The sequence below is a fragment of the Citrobacter sp. genome (genome assembly GCF_050252275.1).
Classification (GTDB): Bacteria; Pseudomonadota; Gammaproteobacteria; order Enterobacterales; family Enterobacteriaceae; genus Citrobacter_A; species Citrobacter_A amalonaticus.
In genome coordinates, this window is record NZ_JBFWLF010000052.1 from 1 (window position 1) to 18,269 (window position 18,269).

Below are 18,269 nucleotides of genomic sequence, written 5' to 3' on the forward strand. Positions count from 1 at the left end.
GGACTGGCGGCGCGAAAATCCACCACTTCCGTACCGTGTTTCGGTGCGCCAAACCGCACGCGAATTTTCACCTCATTCGCCATGACGGCGCGATCGTCATACTCTACCAGCGCCGCGACGCGCGGTTCTGTTGCGACTAACTTCTTCATTTACCACTCCTTGTTTAAACTGGCCGCTTTAGCCCTTCACGCCACCCGCGGTCAAACCACTCTTAATAAACCGTTCCGAAAGCGCATACATAATGACAACCGGTAATGCCGTCACCAGCGAAGCCGCCATCATCCGCCCCCAGATATAATCCGGCGTACTGAACAGGGTGTTCAGGCCCACCGGCAACGTGAAATTGCTGGCGCTGGAAAGAAAGATCGAGGCGAACAGATAATCGTTCCAGGCCACCATAAAGCAGTAGACAAAAACCGATACCAGTCCGGACATCGCCAGCGGCACGGTAATACGAAAGATGATTTGCAGGCGATTCAGCCCATCCATCATCGCTGCTTCTTCAATCTCATCCGGAATCGTGTCGAAATAACTTTTCAGCATGAATACGGCGGTCGGCAACGTCTGGGTGACCATGGTGACAATCAAGGCCATTTCTGTGTCGTAAATGCCCAGCGCGGTAATGATTTTGAACAGCGGGACCACCAGCAAAATACCGGAGAACATGTAGACGGTGTAAAAACTGGCATTGATGGTCATCCGCCCTTTAAAACGCAGTCGGGACAGCGCGTAGGCACCGAGCGTGCCCAGGAATACCGCCACCACCGATGACACAACGGAGACCAGCAGGCTGTTACGAAAGTAATCAATAAACGGAAAAATCAGTGGATTAAAAATGTCGATGTAATGCTCAAGCGTCCACTCTTGCGGCAGCAATGTCGGGTGCAATGAAATCGCTTCTTTCGCGCTTTTGAACGACGTCATTAACATCACAAAAAAGGGAAACAATGTGATGATCAAAAACACAATCAGGCCACAATAAAAGCCCACGCGTCCGAGTCTGCGTTTATTTGTTGCCATTGAGGTTCACCCTATTTCTGGTCAGTAAAATGACGGCGAAAATAATGATAAAAAGCACGACGGAAATGGCTGCAGCTTTACCTAAATCATTAAAAGCAAACGCTGTTTTGTAGAGATACACCCCGAGAATGTCGACCTTTGTCGTCAGCAGATACACATCGGCAAACATATAAAACATCCAGATGGTACGCAGGGTAACCACCGTCGCCAGGACCGGCATAATGGCGGGCAGCGTGACGATACGAAAACGCTGCCAGGCATTTGCGCCATCCATTTCGGCCGCTTCATAGAGCGATTTATCGATGGTCTGCAAAATTGCCAGAAACGAAATAAAGGCGTACGGGAAATAGCGCCAGATGGCAAACAGCACCACCAGCACGAAACTGCTACCGGGATTGTCGAACCACAAGGGGGCCTGATCGTACAAATGCAGCAGATCGACTCCCAGATAGTTCACGATGCCGTATCCGCTGTTGAACATGTACTTCCAGGCAAAGACCAGCGAGATAGACGGCGTGACATAAGAGAGAATCACCAGTGAGCGCGCCGTCTTGCGTAACCGGAACTCGCGATTAAAGAACATCGCCACCCCGAGTCCGAGCACGGTACTGCCCGTCACCACCAGCGCGGTATACCAGACCGTCATCCACAACGAATGCCAGAAATCCGGATCGGAAAGGATGCGAATGTAATTCGCGACCCCAACAAACGTGGCGTTGATACGCGGATTCAGCGGCAGGCGCAGAAAGCTGATTTCAATATTCGATAGCATCGGCCATGCCACGAGGCCACCCAACAGAATCAAACTGGGTGCCAGCAATAGCATCGCAAAGGGCATATCGGAGCGACCGGAGAATAATCGGGCCATAACGACGTTCCTCTTACCCATCAACGCTGCCCTACCAGGGCATCCAGTTTTTGCTGGCTTTTCTGAAGCGTTGTCGGGAGATCGGCTTTGCCTACCGTCACGTTATGTACCGTCGTGCTTATCACGCCAGAACCGGTGACGTCCCCCATACGGGTGAAGTTCTTATCCCCTACCGCGCCAAAAACCTGAATATTCGGTAGCTCAGCAATGAGTTGTGCCGGGAGCTCACCTAACGCTTTAATCACGTTGTTGGTTTGCCAGGTTTGGGTTTTTACGACCTCCTTATTGACCGGCAACGCAGCGCCCGGCGACATCATTACCCAGTCAGCGATGTTGTCTGCCTGTTCCATAAACGCGACAAACTTCTCGGCTGCCGCCGTCTCCTCTTCTTTTTGCCCATTCGTGATCGTCAGTGAGGTCAACATGCCATAAACGGCCGCTGTCTTTTCGGTCGGAACCACAAAGCCCACGTTCTGAGGATCCCCTTCTTTAATTATCGCGGGGAGAATGTAGGTGGAATAAATCGCCATCGGCGCAGTACCATTCATAAAGGCATCTTTCACCTCCATGATGTCGTTAGAGCCCGGCATCGTGGTGGCGGCCAGATCGCGGTAATATCCCAACGCCTGATTCATTTCAGGCGTGTTGAACGTGATGTTGCCCTGGGCATTAAAGACGTTGGCATTATTGGATAAGGCAAACTGCGAGAAAGATTGCTCCGTCAGCACGCTTTCTGCGGTCGGCAGGGCAATGCCATATTTTTTATGCGCCGGATCATAGAGTTTTTGCGCAGCGGCAAGCAGCGTTTCCCAGTTTTTCGGTTCATCCAGTCCTGCCTGAGCAAGGATGTCTTTGCGATACCAGATACCGCCGATCCAGGCGCTCACCGGAACCCCTGTCCACGCGCTGCCATCTTCGGTACGAACGATGCGCAATACGCCATCGTAGAAGATATCTTCCCCGACCTTCTGAATGACGTTCGCCACCGCATCCCGATCGATTAACTGCTCTTTATCCATGACCTTGGCATAGTCATGACTGGTTTCGATCACTTCCGGTAGCGACCCGCTTCTCGCCAGCGTAATAACTTTGGTGTTATAGGCATCTTCTTCAACCGGAACCTGTTTAACACTGATATCCGGGTTCGCTTTTTCAAAGCGTTTAATCAGCGTGGTAATAACGGCCTGGCGCTCCTGTTCCACAGAAGAGTGCATAAACTCAATTGAAACATGGGCGGGTTTATCATCCTTACAACCAGAAATCAGGGCGCAGGAAACCAGTGCTGATAACAGCACCATTTTAGTTTTGATCATCAGATATTCCTTTTTATTTTTTAATCCACATAACCTGCCAGGGTTGCAGTGTTAATGTCTCTCCGGAAACACTCACTCCGCTAATTAAATCAACGCCTGTATAAATACTGGCATCAATGATTTGTTGGCGATCGCTAAAATTAAAAAGTGCATTGATTTTTTCATGTTCATCGGCCGAGCGAATAATCCGCAGAGCAGAAGGTGTCAGACAGCGAATATCAAACATGCTCTCGGGATGAAACGCCTTATTACCCCTGCGAATAACAATTAATCGGGACAACGCCTGATAAATCTCATGACGAAGAGAACCTTCAGTCATCAATTCCTGTTCAATTGATTTTTGCTCATATTTTTTTCGGTTAATAGCCCGGTTATAACCGTGTTTTTCGACGCCTTCGTAGTCATTGCGCGACCCCAGAATGCTCTGAATATAAATCGCAGGAACGCCAGGGAAGGTTAATAGCAGAACATGGGTGAGAATAAATTTGGCAAGACGTTCTTCATCGCTGTCATCCTGATGGCCTAACGCATCCATCCAGGTCACATTTAATTCATACGGACTCCGGGTGCCATCTGGATTATTTTTCCAGTTCACTAAGGCCCCTTCTTTCTGCAGATCCGTCACCAGTGTCAGAATATCGTCTTCCGCTAACAGCCCGCGCAGTGGATTCAATCCAATGCCATCATGCGAAGCCAGAAAGTTGAACCAGGTGGTCTCTGTCGAAGGCAATGATAATGACTGCGCCCATTGGCACAGCACCCGGCAATCCTGGCGATGCAGGGAGTGCAGAACAAGTGGCGGCAAAGAGAACTGATAAACCATATGTGCTTCGTCATGCCCGTTACCCAGATAGGAAACATTGTCTTTGTGCGGGACATTGGTCTCAGTAATGATGACCGTGCCGGGGGCGACCTCATCTGCCAGCGCGCGAAACAGCTTGATCAGTTGATGCGTTTTTTCCAGATGAATGCAGGTCGTACCCGGTGTTTTCCACATATAACCAACGGCATCCAGACGTACATAATCGGCTCCGTGTTCCAGGTAGGTCAGCAGTACGTCAATCATGGCAAGTAGCACGTCCGGGTTACTGTAGTTGAGATCAACCTGGTCTTCGCTAAATGTCGTCCATAAATAACGAACGGATTTATCCTGCATGGTAAACGGTGTTAATAACGGCAATGCCCGTGGACGCGTTACGGCATGTAAATCAGTTTCTGGGTCCATCTCAATAAAAAAGTTTTCGTATCCAGGAGCTTGCCGCAAATACCGTTCAAACCAGTCACTTTTTGCTGACATATGATTGCAAACAAAATCAAACATCAAACAACAGGAGCGGTTTAACTCACGAATATCATTCCACTCGCCGGCTTCGGGAGACACCTGATAGTAATCAATAACCGAAAAGCCATCATCTGATGACCAGGGGTAAAATGGCAAAAGGTGAACATGTGAGAATACCGAGGAAAACCAGCGCGTCCAGAACTGATTAAAGGTTGGCAGCGGTTTTTCTTTCTCGCTATGAAATTGATCGGCATACGTAATGAGCACCACATCACTTTCATCCCAATGAGGTTTACGCTTTTTATTAATAATCTTACGCGCCCTTTCCATGCGCATTTTTAATGACCCATCGTGAAGCCCTGTCCATGTATCGCCATAGACGGCGCTGAGGCATTCCTTAATTTTTCGGTTCACTTTGTTTTTCCGTGGTAGCGGTCCCATGGCAAAAAAGACTACTCTCGAGGAAATTAACTGTCAATGCAGTGAAAGAGGTTAAAAGCAGGAATTAATAGAATTTTAGCAGCTCAACAATCGATTTGTGAGCTGCCGCAAATTAATAACCAGGATGTGATTTAATTGTTAAAAAGAAGGCAATGGAAATTAACTTCCAGAATAACGTGTTGAAATTTTCGCCGCCATACGGCTTAAAAACGGTTCCAGAGCCAACGCCAGCAACATTTTTAGCGGACGACGGGCGACGGATTTTACTGCCCACCCTGCAACACCCGCGGGGCCGTAGCGTAGCGCAGTCAGAAGCACCAGCTTACCTGCTATTTTCATACCGGGTTTTACCTTTTGCCCGGCGCGTTGCCAGCGATTATTCATCTCAGCTCTCTTAATGACTTACAATTGACGGAAACGGCTACGCAAAGTAAACGTGTCCGAGGTGACATAACGCTCCATTTCACGTAAGCGTTTCTCCCCCGACGCCAGTTCTTTATCGACGATATCCAATAGCTCACCGCTGGACGGTTGCTGCTCGCCTGCGGCAAGGTTATCCGGCATCGGATCAAGCACAAATGCCAGAATGATGTAGACGACCAGGGTAAAAAAGGCCAGCCCGAAGAAGATCGACAACACCACTAAAATACGCACCAGTTTTACCGGCACATCCAGATACTGCGCGATCCCTGCGCACACGCCTCGCAGCATGCCCTGCTGCGGAATACGCCATAATTTTTTGTTCAGATCAATGCCGCCCATTAGCGATCCCTCCAGTTCGGATGTTCCGCATCGAGAATATCTTCCAGCGCCTGAATACGTTCACGCATGCGCTGCGCGTCATCGGTCAACTGAACTAAACGTTGCTGTTCGCTTTGCGATAATTCTCCGCGACTGGAACGGTTGCTGTAATGCAGCCATAGCCAAATCGGTAACACAAACAGCACGAAGATCGTTAACGGAATGGCCAGAAATAGCGCGCTCATGAGGTCTCCTTACAGGTGATGAGCGGCGGCGCGTTCGGGCGCCGCCAGGTATTATTATTGCTTGTCTTGCTGCATTTTGGCTTTCAGTTGCGCCAGTTGTTCGCTGATTTCATCATCCGCTTTCAGGTCGGCAAACTGCTGATCCAACGTTTTCTGTTTGCCAAAGTTGTGGCTTTCGGCTTCCGCTTCCATGTGGTCAATGCGACGCTCGAAAGATTCAAAGCGCGCCATCGCTTCATCCAGCTTACCGCTGTCCAGTTGACGACGCACGTCACGGGATGAGCTTGCGGCCTGATGGCGCAACGTCAGAGCCTGCTGACGGGCACGGGTTTCGCTGAGTTTGTTCTCCAGCTCGCCAATCTCTTTCTTCATGCGCGTGAGCGTATCGTCCACCAGCGTCACTTCATGCTCCAGATTGCCAATCAGATCGGTCAACTTCTGTTTTTCGATCAGCGCGGCGCGGGCCAGATCGTCCTTCTCTTTACGCAGCGCAAGCTCCGCTTTCTCCTGCCACTCTGCCTGCTGAGCCGTCGCCTGTTCGATGCGGCGTGATAACTGTTTCTTTTCCGCCAGCGCACGTGCCGAGTTGGAACGCACTTCAACCAGCGTATCTTCCATTTCCTGAATCATCAGACGAACCAGCTTCTGCGGATCTTCCGCTTTCTCGAGCAGTGCGTTGATGTTGGCATTCACGATGTCGGCGAAACGAGAAAAAATACCCATAATTCTATCCTCACATTTTTCTGATGTCGGGCGATGCCCTGCTGATTCTCTAATACAATCCGCGTGCCAACTTTTTAATTTATTGATTTATATTGAGATGTACGGTTTTACCTCGACGAGAAAACAGAGTAAAGTGGTGAAATACACTAACATGTGGCGAAATTCATCATGGCAGAATACAAAGATAATTTGTTAGGGGAAGCCAACAGCTTTCTGGAGGTACTGGAGCAGGTTTCCCGCCTCGCACCGCTGGACAAACCGGTACTGATTATCGGCGAGCGCGGTACCGGTAAGGAACTGATTGCCAACCGTCTGCATTATCTCTCCTCTCGTTGGCAGGGGCCGTTTATTTCGCTTAACTGCGCGGCGCTGAATGAAAATTTACTCGACAGTGAACTGTTCGGTCATGAAGCCGGGGCGTTTACCGGCGCGCAAAAGCGCCATCCCGGACGTTTTGAACGGGCCGACAGCGGCACGCTGTTCCTGGATGAACTCGCCACCGCCCCAATGCTGGTACAGGAAAAGCTGCTCAGAGTGATTGAGTACGGCGAGCTCGAGCGCGTCGGCGGCAGTCAGCCATTACAGGTAAACGTCCGTCTGGTTTGTGCGACCAATGCGGATCTTCCGTTGATGGTTAACGAAGGGTCCTTCCGGGCTGATTTGCTCGACCGACTGGCGTTCGACGTGGTGCAACTGCCGCCGCTGCGCGAACGTCAGGCGGATATCATGCTCATGGCGGAGCACTTTGCTATTCAGATGTGCCGGGAAATTCGTCTGCCGCTGTTCCCCGGATTTACAGCACATGCCAGAGAGACGCTGCTGAACTACGCCTGGCCGGGTAATATCCGCGAATTAAAAAACGTGGTCGAACGGTCGGTATACCGGCATGGCACTAGCGAGACGCCGCTGGATGAGATTGTGATCGACCCATTTAAACGCCACGCGCCAACGCCCCCTGCCGCTGAAACCGCAGCAACGGGTCCTTCGCTGCCCCTCGATTTACGTGCGTTTCAGCAGCAACAGGAGAAAGAGCTGCTGCAAACCAGTCTGGAACAGGCAAAATTTAATCAGAAACGGGCGGCGGAATTACTCGGGCTGACCTATCACCAGTTGCGCGCATTGCTCAAAAAACATCAGATTTAGCGCGTCCCACCCCCTGATTGCGCATATTTACGCCAGTTGCCCGCAGACATTTGTACCTCGCGGGCGATAGTGCGATACACTTTGCAAATCGTACCTAAAAACCTTAAAAATTATGCGCCTGGTTTTATCGTCTCTGATCGTGATGGCTGGACTTCTGAGTGGGCAGGCTACTGCTGCGCCTGAAACCGCCCCGCGTGAAGATATTCGTGACAGCGGCTTTGTCTATTGCGTGAATGGGCAGGTTAACACCTTCAATCCGCAAAAAGTGAGCAGCGGGCTGATTGTCGACACGCTCGCCGCCCAGCTCTATGATCGGTTGCTGGATGTCGATCCCTATACTTATCGTCTGGTCCCGGAACTGGCGGAAAGCTGGGAAGTGCTGGATAACGGCGCCACTTACCGCTTCCATCTGCGCCGCGACGTGGCGTTTCAGAAAACGGACTGGTTTACGCCAACGCGTAAACTGAATGCCGATGACGTGGTTTTTACCTTTCAGCGCATCTTTGATCGCAACCATCCGTGGCATAACGTCAACGGCGGCAATTTCCCCTATTTCGACAGTCTGCAGTTCGCCGATAACGTGCAGAGCGTGCGTAAGCTCGACAGTCACACCGTGGAATTTCGCCTGACGAAACCGGACGCCTCTTTCTTATGGCACCTCGCAACCCACTATGCGTCCGTGATGTCGGCGGAGTATGCTGATCAACTGACAAAACAGGATCGCCAGGAACAGCTTGACCGCCAGCCGGTTGGCACCGGCCCGTTCCAGCTTTCCGAGTATCGCGCCGGACAATACATCCGCCTGCAACGTCATGACAAATTCTGGCGGGGCAAGCCGCTGATGCCGCAGGTGGTGGTGGATCTGGGATCCGGCGGAACCGGACGTTTATCGAAACTGCTTACCGGCGAATGTGACGTGCTGGCCTGGCCCGCCGCCAGCCAGTTGACGATCCTGCGTGACGATCCACGCCTGCGCCTGACCTTGCGTCCGGGGATGAACATCGCCTACCTGGCGTTTAATACCGACAAGCCTCCGCTGAATAATCCGGCGGTTCGCCACGCGCTGGCGCTGTCCATTAATAACCAGCGTCTGATGCAATCTATCTATTACGGCACGGCAGAAACGGCGGCCTCTATTTTACCTCGCGCCTCGTGGGCCTATGATAACGAGGCTAAAATAACAGAATACAATCCGGCCAAATCTCGTGAGCAACTCAAAGCGCTGGGGCTGGAGAATCTAACGCTGCGCCTGTGGGTGCCGACCAGTTCACAGGCGTGGAACCCGAGCCCGCTGAAAACCGCTGAACTTATCCAGGCGGATATGGCGCAGGTTGGGGTGAACGTGGTGATTGTACCGGTTGAAGGTCGTTTCCAGGAGGCGCGGTTGATGGACATGAACCATGATCTGACGTTGTCCGGCTGGGCAACCGACAGTAACGATCCGGACAGTTTCTTCCGCCCGTTGCTCAGCTGCGCGGCCATCAATTCACAGACTAACTTCGCCCACTGGTGCAACCCGGAGTTCGACAACGTGCTGCGCAAAGCGCTCTCTTCTCAGCAGCTTTCTGCGCGTATTGATGCGTATGATGAAGCGCAGAACATTCTCGCTAAAGAGTTGCCCATCCTGCCGCTCGCCTCGTCACTGCGCCTGCAGGCCTATCGGTATGACATTAAAGGCCTGGTGTTGAGCCCATTTGGTAATGCCTCTTTCGCCGGCGTGTCGCGCGAAAAAAACGATGAGGTGAAAAAACCATGATTATCTTCACCTTGCGTCGTTTGCTGTTGCTGATGGTCACGCTGTTTTTTCTGACCTTTATCGGCTTCAGTCTGAGCTATTTTACGCCGCATGCACCGCTACAAGGCGCGTCGTTGTGGAATGCCTGGGTGTTCTGGTTCAATGGCCTCATCCACTGGGACTTTGGCGTCTCCAGCATCAACGGACAGCTTATCACTGAACAGCTCAAAGAGGTGTTCCCGGCCACGATGGAGCTATGCACGCTGGCGTTCGGCTTTGCGCTAATGGTGGGGATTCCGGTAGGTATGCTGGCGGGCATTACCCGCAACAAGTGGCAGGACCGCTTGATCAGCGCCCTCGCCCTGCTCGGATTTTCAATCCCCGTGTTCTGGCTGGCGCTGCTGCTGACCCTTTTCTTTTCCCTGACTCTCGGCTGGCTGCCGGTGTCGGGCCGATTCGATCTGCTTTACGAAGTGAAACCGGTCACCGGTCTGGCTATTGTCGATGCGTGGATCTCTGACTCTCCCTGGCGGGATGAGATGGTGATGAGCGCCGTGCGCCATATGGTGTTGCCGGTGCTGACGCTGGCGGTTGCGCCGACCACCGAAGTGATTCGCCTGATGCGTATCAGTACCATTGAGGTGTTTGATCAGAACTACGTGAAGGCTGCGGCCACGCGCGGTTTGTCACGATTTACGATCCTGCGCCGCCATGTACTGCATAACGCCTTACCGCCGGTGATCCCCCGCCTGGGCCTGCAATTCTCAACGATGCTGACGCTGGCAATGATCACCGAGATGGTCTTTAGCTGGCCGGGTCTCGGTCGTTGGTTGATTAACGCTATCCGTCAGCAGGACTACGCGGCGATATCCGCAGGCGTGATGGTGATTGGTTCGCTGGTCATCATCGTCAACGTGATTTCCGATATTTTGGGTGCTATGGCTAACCCTCTGAAACATAAGGAATGGTATGCCTTACGATAGCGTTTATAGCGAAAAGCGCCCGCCAGGTACGCTGCGCACCGCATGGCGCAAATTTTATGGCGATACTACAGCAATGGTTGGCTTGTACGGCTGTGCAGGGCTGGTGGTACTGTGCCTGTTCGGCAACTGGTTTGCGCCGTATGGCATCGATCAGCAGTTCCTTGGCTATCAGTTGCTGCCGCCCTCCTGGTCACGCTATGGCGAAGTCTCTTTCTTCCTCGGTACTGACGATCTGGGACGCGACGTCCTGAGCCGACTGCTCAGCGGCGCAGCCCCCACCGTGGGTGGCGCGTTTGTCGTTACGCTCGCCGCAACGCTGTGCGGACTGTTTCTCGGCGTGGTCGCCGGAGCAACGCACGGTCTGCGTTCTGCCGTGCTGAATCATATTCTCGATACGCTGCTGTCGATTCCGTCTCTGCTGCTGGCGATTATCGTTGTCGCCTTCGCCGGGCCGCATTTAACCCATGCCATGTTTGCCGTCTGGTTGGCGCTGTTGCCACGCATGGTCCGTTCGGTCTACAGCATGGTGCATGACGAACTGGAAAAAGAGTACGTCATCGCGGCGCGTCTTGATGGCGCCTCGACGCTGAACATCCTCTGGTTCGCCATATTGCCCAACATTACCGCAGGACTGATCACCGAAATCACCCGCGCGCTGTCGATGGCGATACTGGATATTGCCGCGCTCGGTTTTCTCGATCTTGGCGCGCAGCTCCCCTCTCCCGAATGGGGTGCGATGCTGGGCGATGCGCTGGAGCTGATTTACGTTGCGCCGTGGACGGTGATGCTGCCCGGTGCGGCCATCATGATCAGCGTCCTGCTGGTCAACCTGCTGGGTGACGGCGTTCGCCGCGCTATCATTGCGGGGGTTGAATAATGCCATTACTGGATATCCGCAACCTGACCATTGAATTTAAGGCCGGTGAAGAGTGGGTCAAAGCCGTCGACCGCGTCAGCATGACCTTAAGCGAAGGGGAAATTCGTGGGTTGGTGGGTGAATCCGGCTCCGGTAAGAGCCTGATTGCCAAAGCCATCTGCGGCGTTGCCAAAGATAACTGGCGCGTCACCGCCGACCGTATGCGTTTTGACGATATCGACCTGCTGCGCCTTTCGCCGCGTGAGCGACGTAAACTGGTGGGACATAACGTTTCGATGATTTTCCAGGAGCCGCAGTCGTGTCTGGATCCGTCCGAGCGCGTGGGTCGCCAGTTGATGCAAAACATTCCGGCATGGACGTACAAAGGCCGCTGGTGGCAGCGTATTGGCTGGCGGAAACGTCGCGCCATTGAACTGCTGCACCGCGTGGGGATTAAAGATCATAAAGACGCCATGCGCAGCTTCCCGTATGAACTGACCGACGGTGAATGTCAGAAAGTCATGATTGCCATTGCGCTGGCGAATCAACCGCGACTGTTGATTGCGGATGAGCCGACCAACGCGATGGAGCCGACCACTCAGGCGCAGATCTTCCGCCTGCTGACGCGCCTGAATCAGAACAGCAATACTACCATTTTGCTGATCAGCCATGACCTGCAGATGCTCAGCCAGTGGGCGGATAAGATTAACGTGTTGTACTGTGGTCAGACGGTGGAAACCGCGCCGAGTAAAGAGCTGGTGACGACGCCCCATCACCCATACACCCAGGCGCTGATCCGCGCTATTCCTGACTTTGGTAGCGCCATGCCGCACAAAAGTCGTCTGAACACCATGCCCGGAGCCATCCCTTTGCTGGAACAATTGCCCATCGGTTGCCGTCTTGGGCCACGCTGTCCCTACGCACAGCGCGAATGTATAGAAACGCCGCGTCTGACCGGGGCGAAAAATCATCTCTACGCCTGTCATTTCCCCCTCAACATGGAGAGAGAGTGAGATGGTTGAGACCTTACTTGAAGTCCGCAATCTGAGTAAAACCTTCCGCTACCGGACAGGCTGGTTTCGCCGTCAGACCGTAGAAGCCGTGAAACCGCTGAGCTTTACCCTCCGTGAGCGACAGACGCTGGCCATCATCGGCGAGAACGGTTCCGGCAAATCCACGCTGGCCAAAATGCTGGCAGGAATGGTTGAACCAACCAGCGGCGAGTTACTGATTGACGATCATCCGCTCGAATTTGGTGATTATTCGTTTCGCAGTCAGCGCATTCGCATGATTTTCCAGGACCCGTCGACCTCGTTGAACCCGCGTCAGCGTATTTCGCAAATCCTCGATTTTCCGTTGCGCCTGAATACCGACCTTGAGCCGGAACAGCGACGCAAGCAGATTATTGAGACCATGCGGATGGTAGGACTGCTGCCCGATCATGTCAGCTATTATCCGCATATGCTGGCGCCAGGACAAAAACAGCGTCTGGGACTCGCCCGCGCGATGATCCTGCGCCCGAAAGTCATTATTGCCGATGAAGCGCTGGCGTCGCTCGATATGTCGATGCGCTCGCAGTTAATCAACCTGATGCTGGAATTGCAGGAGAAACAGGGTATCTCTTATATCTACGTCACCCAGCATCTTGGCATGATGAAACACATTAGCGATCAGGTTCTGGTGATGCATCAGGGGGAAGTCGTCGAACGCGGCAGTACCGCCGATGTACTGGCCTCTCCGCTGCATGAACTGACAAAACGATTAATCGCCGGTCATTTTGGCGAAGCGCTAACGGCCGATGCCTGGCGAAAAGACCGTTAACCGCTCTCCGGTTGTGGTCGGACTCGATCGCCCGATGTCACATGTTAGAATGACCGCGCTTTAACGGCATCTGGCCCCCTAACCGAGGCCGGTCGCCACAACATTCACATAAGGATTTAAGCTATGGGTTTTCTTTCCGGTAAGCGTATTCTGGTGACCGGTCTTGCCAGCAAACTGTCCATCGCCTGGGGTATCGCTCAGGCGATGCACCGCGAAGGTGCGGAACTGGCATTCACCTACCAGAACGATAAACTGAAAGGCCGTGTGGAAGAATTTGCTGCTCAACTGGGTTCAGACATCGTTCTGCAATGCGATGTTGCAGAAGATGAAAGCATCGACACCCTGTTCGCAGAGCTGGCCAAAGCCTGGCCGAAATTTGACGGTTTCGTTCATTCGATCGGTTTTGCCCCTGGCGATCAGCTGGACGGCGACTACGTGAACGCGGTCACCCGCGAAGGCTTTAAAATCGCTCACGACATCAGCTCATACAGCTTTGTGGCAATGGCGAAAGCCTGCCGTTCTATGCTGAATCCGGGTTCTGCCCTGCTGACACTTTCCTATCTGGGCGCTGAGCGCGCGATCCCGAACTACAACGTAATGGGTCTGGCAAAAGCGTCTCTGGAAGCGAACGTTCGGTATATGGCGAACGCGATGGGTCCGGAAGGTGTACGTGTTAACGCCATCTCTGCCGGTCCGATCCGGACTCTGGCCGCCTCCGGCATCAAAGATTTCCGTAAAATGCTGGCGCATTGCGAAGCGGTGACCCCGATTCGTCGTACCGTGACTATTGAAGATGTGGGCAACTCAGCAGCCTTCCTGTGCTCCGATCTGTCCGGCGGTATCTCTGGCGAAGTGGTTCACGTTGACGGCGGATTCAGTATCGCTGCAATGAACGAACTGGAACTGAAATAATCGTGCCGGCTTCCCCGTGGGCGGCGCCCTGCCGCCCATGCTCTTAACTCTTCCCAGCAATATAGCTTTTTGATCTTTGTTATCACGCAACAATCTTTCATCCCTTCCCCCGCTTACGCCAGGATAAAGCAGCGAGAACGATCCGGCGTGATTCGACGACGACGTGTCCGGGTCGCCACATACAGACCAAGGAACGCCCATGGAACAACGCCGATTCAACGGCAAAAGCCACTGGTATCATGAAACCCAGTCCAGCACCGGTCCGCAGGACGTGTTGCCGCTGGTGCCCGAAGCCGCACACGTTGAAGACCGCTTTCTGTTGGATTTGGTGATCCCTGAAGATGCGCTTTTACCCTTTCAGTCCTGGCTGCAACCGGCCCGACAGCTTGCTCATGAACTGTTCCCTGACACCGTTTTATTGAACCGCCTACATACCTTCAGCGCCTATGAACGCATGAGTACCGCGTTGACGGTCGCCCAGGTGTATGGTGTTCAGCGGCTTTGCAACCACTATGCCGCCCGTTTGACGCCGCTTCCCGGCCCGGATTCGTCACGTGAAAGTAATCACCGGCTGGCGCAGATTACTCAGTACGCGCGCCAGCTCGCCAGTTCACCCTCAGTGATTGATAACCGCGCGCGCCAGCATTTATGCGATGTTGGCCTTTCTGCGTGGGATATTGCATTGATGAACCAAATCATCGGCTATGTCGGTTTTCAGGCGCGTGTCGTCGCTACGTTTCAGGCATGGCTGGGGCAACCGGTACGCTGGGTGCCAGGTCTGGACACACAATCATTCGCCGACGTATCCCTGTTTCAGCAACCCGATGCCACCTGGCACTCGGCGCACGAGCAGGTCGAACTGCGCTTCGCAACGGCGGAACAGTTGGAGTGTCTGTCGTGTTATCAGCCAATCGCCGCCCTTCAGCCCATCGCTCCTAATCTGGTTCATCAACCGACACTGCTTACGCTGCTCGGTACCCTGCTTAAAAGCACATTGTCCATTGAGTCCCCCGCGCACAATTTCACCACACTACTGACATCGCGAATTAACGGCAGTGCAAGCTGCTTTAACCAACTGGCGACGTCAGTGGAAATCGCCGACTTATTGCGCCAGAGCGAACACGAAATAGAACGCCGGGAACAACAGCAGCCGGTTGAGCGCCCGCTGTTCCAGGCGATACAATTGTTGACGCGTGCCCCCGATCGTTTTAGTGCCGCGCAGTTCAACCCGTTCAGCGAGTCCTGTACCTCCGTTGAACAGGCAATCAACCTGCTGGCCTGGTCGGGGTTATGCGGATGGCTGAATCGTCTGAAAATCGCGCTGGGCGAGACACATTAACCCTTTCATTGCCATAAAGAGCGCTTGCCGCATCAGGTACTTTCGCGTAAAACTGTCAGCCGCTCTTATGGCCACGAAAATAGACAAATATGTTTCAGGACAACCCGCTGCTAGCGCAGCTTAAACAGCAACTGCATTCCCAGACGCCACGTGCTGAAGGGGTGGTAAAAGCCACGGAAAAAGGCTTTGGCTTCCTGGAAGTCGATGCGCAAAAAAGTTATTTCATTCCACCGCCGCAGATGAAAAAAGTGATGCATGGCGACCGTATCATCGCCGTCATCCACACTGAAAAAGATCGCGAATCTGCGGAGCCGGAAGAGCTGGTTGAGCCGTTCCTGACCCGCTTTGTCGGTAAAGTACAGGGTAAGAACGATCGCCTGTCCATCGTGCCGGATCACCCGCTGTTGAAAGACGCCATTCCCTGCCGCGCCGCTCGCGGTGTGGAGCATGAATTTAAAGAGGGTGACTGGGCCGTTGCTGAAATGCGCCGTCATCCGCTCAAAGGCGATCGCACCTTCTTCGCCGAATTAACCCAGTTCATCACGTTTGCCGACGACCACTTCGTCCCCTGGTGGGTCACCCTGGCGCGGCATAATCTTGAAAAAGAAGCGCCGGATGGCGTAGCGACGGAAATGCTGGATGAAGGGCTGGAACGTCAGGATCTGACGGCGCTGAATTTCGTTACTATCGATAGCGCCAGCACGGAAGATATGGACGATGCGCTGTATGCCGAAGAACTGGCTGACGGCAAATTGCAACTGACCGTGGCGATTGCCGATCCTACCGCCTGGATCGCCGAAGGCAGCAAACTGGATAACGCCGCGAAAATCCGGGCGTTCACTAACTATCTGCCGGGCTTCAACATTCCAATGTTGCCACGCGAACTGTCTGACGACCTCTGCTCGCTGCGCGCCAATGAAGTGCGCCCGGTGCTCGCCTGTCGCATGACCATTGCCGCTGATGGCACCATTGAAAATGACATCACGTTCTTCGCTGCCACCATTGAGTCAAAAGCAAAACTGGCTTATGACAACGTCTCTGACTGGCTGGAAAACAGCGGTCGCTGGCAGCCTGAAAGTGAAGACATCGCCCGGCAGATCCGACTGCTACAGCGTATCTGCCTGAGCCGTGGTGAGTGGCGTCATCAGCATGCGCTGGTGTTTAAAGATCGCCCAGACTACCGCTTCATTCTCGGCGAAAAAGGTGAAGTGCTCGATATCGTCGCAGAACCGCGTCGCATCGCGAACCGGATTGTCGAGGAATCCATGATTGCGGCCAACATCTGCGCCGCACGCGTGCTGCGCGACAAACTCGGCTTTGGCATTTACAACGTTCACCTGGGCTTTGACCCGGCCAATGCCGATGCGCTGGCCGCGCTGCTGCAATCTCACGGAATGCATGTGAACGCCGAAGAAGTATTAACTCTGGAAGGCTTCTGCAAGCTGCGTCGTGAACTGGATGCGCAACCGTCGGGTTTCCTCGACAGCCGTATTCGTCGCTTCCAGTCTTTTGCGGAAATCAGCATTGAGCCGGGTCCGCACTACGGGCTGGGTCTGGAGGCTTACGCCACCTGGACTTCACCGATTCGTAAGTATGGCGATATGATCAACCATCGCCTGCTGAAAGCCGTCATCAAAGGTGAAACCATTAACCGTCCGCAGGAAGAGATCACCGTACAGATGGCTGAGCGTCGTCGCCTGAACCGCATGGCGGAACGCGATGTTGGCGACTGGTTATATGCCCGCTTCCTGAGTGATAAAGCGGGCACGGATACCCGCTTCGCGGCGGAAATCATTGATGTCAGCCGTGGCGGGATGCGTGTACGTCTGGTGGATAACGGCGCGGTAGCCTTTATCCCTGCGCCATTCCTGCATGCGGTGCGCGATGAACTGGTTTGCAGCCAGGAGAGCGGTACCATCCAGATCAAAGGTGAAACCGTCTATAAAGTGACGGATGTGATTGATGTCACCATCGCCGAAGTGCGGATGGAAACCCGCAGCATCATCGCCCGTCCTGCCGCCTGACGACCTGCCCAGTAACGGCCTTTTCTTTTCAGGAAAGGCCGTTTTCTTTCCCCCAAATCGCCATTCTCTCACTACACTCTGACTGTCAGCCGGATATATTTTCCACAGCGCCTATGCTTTTCCCCGGTTCTGAATTACAAATAAATACATAAACAAAACAAGATGTTCAGCTACCGTAATTTTGAATTAACGCTGGCTAATCCCTTCCATTCAGGGTTGTTTGTGCTTTAAGCGGGAGGGTGTTCATGATGAAAGACAGTCTGGAGTCCACAACGTTGTATAGCTTTTTGGGTACTCACGCGCCTTACTGGCGTTTGTCAGAAGATTCCAACACCCTGCATTTGTCCGTCACCGAAGCGACCGACCGAGTGGAGAGCGTTGAGCTTGCGCCCGAGCAAGCCGAACGGATCCGTGAAATGACCGTCATCACCTCCGGTCTAATGATGACACTCCCCTTTGAAGACAACGATGTCCCGGTGCACCTGGTGGGCCGCAAAATTAACAAACATGAATGGGCTGGCAGTGCGTCGGCCTGGCACGACACCCCTTCTGTTGCGCGTGACCTGGTCAAGGGACTCTCATTTGCTGAACAGGTAGTGACAGAAGCCAACTCGGCGATTGTGATCCTCGACAGTCGGGGTAACATTCAGCGCTTCAATCGACTGTGTGAAGAGTACACCGGCTTGAAAGAGCAGGAAGTGATTGGACAGAGCGTCTTTAAACTCTTCTTGAGCCGTCGGGAAGCCGCCGCTTCGCGTCGCAACATCAGCGGCTTCTTTCGCAACGGCAATTCGTATGAAATGGAACGCTGGGTAAAGACCCG

Annotated in this window: 18 protein-coding genes and 1 pseudogene; 10 read left to right on the forward strand and 9 right to left on the reverse strand. The window is 53.4% G+C overall.

Annotated elements, in window-relative coordinates; genetic code table 11:
• The 9 genes and pseudogenes from AB7E14_RS06580 to pspA all read right to left on the reverse strand — a co-directional run.
• A pseudogene (locus tag AB7E14_RS06580) lies at window positions 1–149 on the reverse strand (alcohol dehydrogenase); the annotation flags it as partial.
• A gap of 28 nt (window positions 150–177) precedes the next feature.
• Window positions 178–1,020 (reverse strand): carbohydrate ABC transporter permease, encoded by an 843-nt coding sequence (locus AB7E14_RS06585; protein ID WP_044267167.1) that lies wholly within the window; start codon window positions 1,018–1,020, stop codon window positions 178–180.
• Window positions 1,007–1,888, reverse strand: a complete 882-nt coding sequence (locus tag AB7E14_RS06590; RefSeq protein ID WP_316961707.1) for a carbohydrate ABC transporter permease — start codon at window positions 1,886–1,888, stop codon at window positions 1,007–1,009. Before AB7E14_RS06590 ends, AB7E14_RS06585 begins: the two co-directional genes overlap by 14 nt.
• A 20-nt stretch (window positions 1,889–1,908) precedes the next feature.
• Window positions 1,909–3,201 (reverse strand): ABC transporter substrate-binding protein, encoded by a 1,293-nt coding sequence (locus AB7E14_RS06595; protein WP_316961708.1) that lies wholly within the window; start codon window positions 3,199–3,201, stop codon window positions 1,909–1,911.
• Window positions 3,202–3,214: 13 nt separating this feature from the next.
• Window positions 3,215–4,924: a sugar phosphorylase gene (locus AB7E14_RS06600; protein WP_316961709.1), complete on the reverse strand. Its 1,710-nt coding sequence runs from the start codon at window positions 4,922–4,924 to the stop codon at window positions 3,215–3,217.
• Window positions 4,925–5,083: 159 nt separating this feature from the next.
• Window positions 5,084–5,308: a phage shock protein PspD gene (gene pspD, locus AB7E14_RS06605; RefSeq protein ID WP_428169410.1), complete on the reverse strand. Its 225-nt coding sequence runs from the start codon at window positions 5,306–5,308 to the stop codon at window positions 5,084–5,086.
• A gap of 18 nt (window positions 5,309–5,326) precedes the next feature.
• On the reverse strand, window positions 5,327–5,686 hold the full coding sequence (gene pspC, locus AB7E14_RS06610; RefSeq protein ID WP_058588128.1) for an envelope stress response membrane protein PspC: 360 nt from the start codon (window positions 5,684–5,686) through the stop codon (window positions 5,327–5,329).
• On the reverse strand, window positions 5,686–5,910 hold the full coding sequence (pspB, locus tag AB7E14_RS06615) for an envelope stress response membrane protein PspB (RefSeq protein WP_042318763.1): 225 nt from the start codon (window positions 5,908–5,910) through the stop codon (window positions 5,686–5,688). The genes pspC and pspB overlap by 1 nt, the downstream gene beginning before the upstream one ends.
• A 54-nt stretch (window positions 5,911–5,964) precedes the next feature.
• A complete protein-coding gene (gene pspA, locus AB7E14_RS06620) occupies window positions 5,965–6,633 on the reverse strand; it encodes a phage shock protein PspA (RefSeq protein WP_043000554.1) in 669 nt (222 codons plus the stop codon).
• 168 nt (window positions 6,634–6,801) lie between these two features.
• On the opposite strand from pspA, the gene pspF reads away from it, so the two are divergent.
• The 10 genes from pspF to AB7E14_RS06670 form a co-directional block, all read left to right on the forward strand.
• Entirely contained in the window at window positions 6,802–7,776 is a 975-nt protein-coding gene (gene pspF / locus AB7E14_RS06625) for a phage shock protein operon transcriptional activator (RefSeq protein WP_316961710.1), read from the forward strand.
• A gap of 112 nt (window positions 7,777–7,888) precedes the next feature.
• Entirely contained in the window at window positions 7,889–9,532 is a 1,644-nt protein-coding gene (gene sapA / locus AB7E14_RS06630) for an ABC transporter substrate-binding protein SapA (RefSeq protein ID WP_044257738.1), read from the forward strand.
• Window positions 9,529–10,494 carry a peptide ABC transporter permease SapB gene (gene sapB / locus AB7E14_RS06635; protein ID WP_043000551.1) on the forward strand — a complete coding sequence of 322 codons (966 nt, stop codon included), beginning with the start codon at window positions 9,529–9,531 and terminating at the stop codon, window positions 10,492–10,494. The genes sapA and sapB overlap by 4 nt, the downstream gene beginning before the upstream one ends.
• Window positions 10,481–11,371: a peptide ABC transporter permease SapC gene (gene sapC / locus AB7E14_RS06640; protein ID WP_043000550.1), complete on the forward strand. Its 891-nt coding sequence runs from the start codon at window positions 10,481–10,483 to the stop codon at window positions 11,369–11,371. Before sapB ends, sapC begins: the two co-directional genes overlap by 14 nt.
• Complete coding sequence (gene sapD / locus AB7E14_RS06645) at window positions 11,371–12,363, forward strand: peptide ABC transporter ATP-binding protein SapD (RefSeq protein WP_043000549.1); 993 nt, start codon at window positions 11,371–11,373, stop codon at window positions 12,361–12,363. Before sapC ends, sapD begins: the two co-directional genes overlap by 1 nt.
• 1 nt (window position 12,364) lies before the next feature.
• Window positions 12,365–13,171, forward strand: a complete 807-nt coding sequence (gene sapF / locus AB7E14_RS06650) for a peptide ABC transporter ATP-binding protein SapF (RefSeq protein WP_043000548.1) — start codon at window positions 12,365–12,367, stop codon at window positions 13,169–13,171.
• Between the two features lie 123 nt (window positions 13,172–13,294).
• Complete coding sequence (gene fabI, locus AB7E14_RS06655; RefSeq protein WP_043000547.1) at window positions 13,295–14,083, forward strand: enoyl-ACP reductase FabI; 789 nt, start codon at window positions 13,295–13,297, stop codon at window positions 14,081–14,083.
• Between the two features lie 199 nt (window positions 14,084–14,282).
• Entirely contained in the window at window positions 14,283–15,422 is a 1,140-nt protein-coding gene (locus AB7E14_RS06660; RefSeq protein ID WP_058588129.1) for a carboxymuconolactone decarboxylase family protein, read from the forward strand.
• An 89-nt stretch (window positions 15,423–15,511) separates the two neighbouring features.
• Window positions 15,512–17,446, forward strand: a complete 1,935-nt coding sequence (locus AB7E14_RS06665; RefSeq protein ID WP_316961712.1) for an exoribonuclease II — start codon at window positions 15,512–15,514, stop codon at window positions 17,444–17,446.
• A 248-nt stretch (window positions 17,447–17,694) separates the two neighbouring features.
• A partial coding sequence (locus tag AB7E14_RS06670) for a PAS domain S-box protein (protein ID WP_428169411.1) occupies window positions 17,695–18,269 on the forward strand: 575 nt, incomplete at its 3' end.

What these genes read in the sequence shown, in the direction of transcription:
- AB7E14_RS06585 (WP_044267167.1), bottom strand. Translation starts at nt 1,020, where the DNA reads ATGGCAACAAATAAACGCAGACTCGGACGCGTGGGCTTTTATTGTGGC.
- AB7E14_RS06590 (WP_316961707.1), bottom strand. Translation starts at nt 1,888, where the DNA reads ATGGCCCGATTATTCTCCGGTCGCTCCGATATGCCCTTTGCGATGCTA.
- AB7E14_RS06595 (WP_316961708.1), bottom strand. Translation starts at nt 3,201, where the DNA reads ATGATCAAAACTAAAATGGTGCTGTTATCAGCACTGGTTTCCTGCGCC.
- AB7E14_RS06600 (WP_316961709.1), bottom strand. Translation starts at nt 4,924, where the DNA reads ATGGGACCGCTACCACGGAAAAACAAAGTGAACCGAAAAATTAAGGAA.
- pspD (WP_428169410.1), bottom strand. Translation starts at nt 5,308, where the DNA reads ATGAATAATCGCTGGCAACGCGCCGGGCAAAAGGTAAAACCCGGTATG.
- pspC (WP_058588128.1), bottom strand. Translation starts at nt 5,686, where the DNA reads ATGGGCGGCATTGATCTGAACAAAAAATTATGGCGTATTCCGCAGCAG.
- pspB (WP_042318763.1), bottom strand. Translation starts at nt 5,910, where the DNA reads ATGAGCGCGCTATTTCTGGCCATTCCGTTAACGATCTTCGTGCTGTTT.
- pspA (WP_043000554.1), bottom strand. Translation starts at nt 6,633, where the DNA reads ATGGGTATTTTTTCTCGTTTCGCCGACATCGTGAATGCCAACATCAAC.
- pspF (WP_316961710.1), top strand. Translation starts at nt 6,802, where the DNA reads ATGGCAGAATACAAAGATAATTTGTTAGGGGAAGCCAACAGCTTTCTG.
- sapA (WP_044257738.1), top strand. Translation starts at nt 7,889, where the DNA reads ATGCGCCTGGTTTTATCGTCTCTGATCGTGATGGCTGGACTTCTGAGT.
- sapB (WP_043000551.1), top strand. Translation starts at nt 9,529, where the DNA reads ATGATTATCTTCACCTTGCGTCGTTTGCTGTTGCTGATGGTCACGCTG.
- sapC (WP_043000550.1), top strand. Translation starts at nt 10,481, where the DNA reads ATGCCTTACGATAGCGTTTATAGCGAAAAGCGCCCGCCAGGTACGCTG.
- sapD (WP_043000549.1), top strand. Translation starts at nt 11,371, where the DNA reads ATGCCATTACTGGATATCCGCAACCTGACCATTGAATTTAAGGCCGGT.
- sapF (WP_043000548.1), top strand. Translation starts at nt 12,365, where the DNA reads ATGGTTGAGACCTTACTTGAAGTCCGCAATCTGAGTAAAACCTTCCGC.
- fabI (WP_043000547.1), top strand. Translation starts at nt 13,295, where the DNA reads ATGGGTTTTCTTTCCGGTAAGCGTATTCTGGTGACCGGTCTTGCCAGC.
- AB7E14_RS06660 (WP_058588129.1), top strand. Translation starts at nt 14,283, where the DNA reads ATGGAACAACGCCGATTCAACGGCAAAAGCCACTGGTATCATGAAACC.
- AB7E14_RS06665 (WP_316961712.1), top strand. Translation starts at nt 15,512, where the DNA reads ATGTTTCAGGACAACCCGCTGCTAGCGCAGCTTAAACAGCAACTGCAT.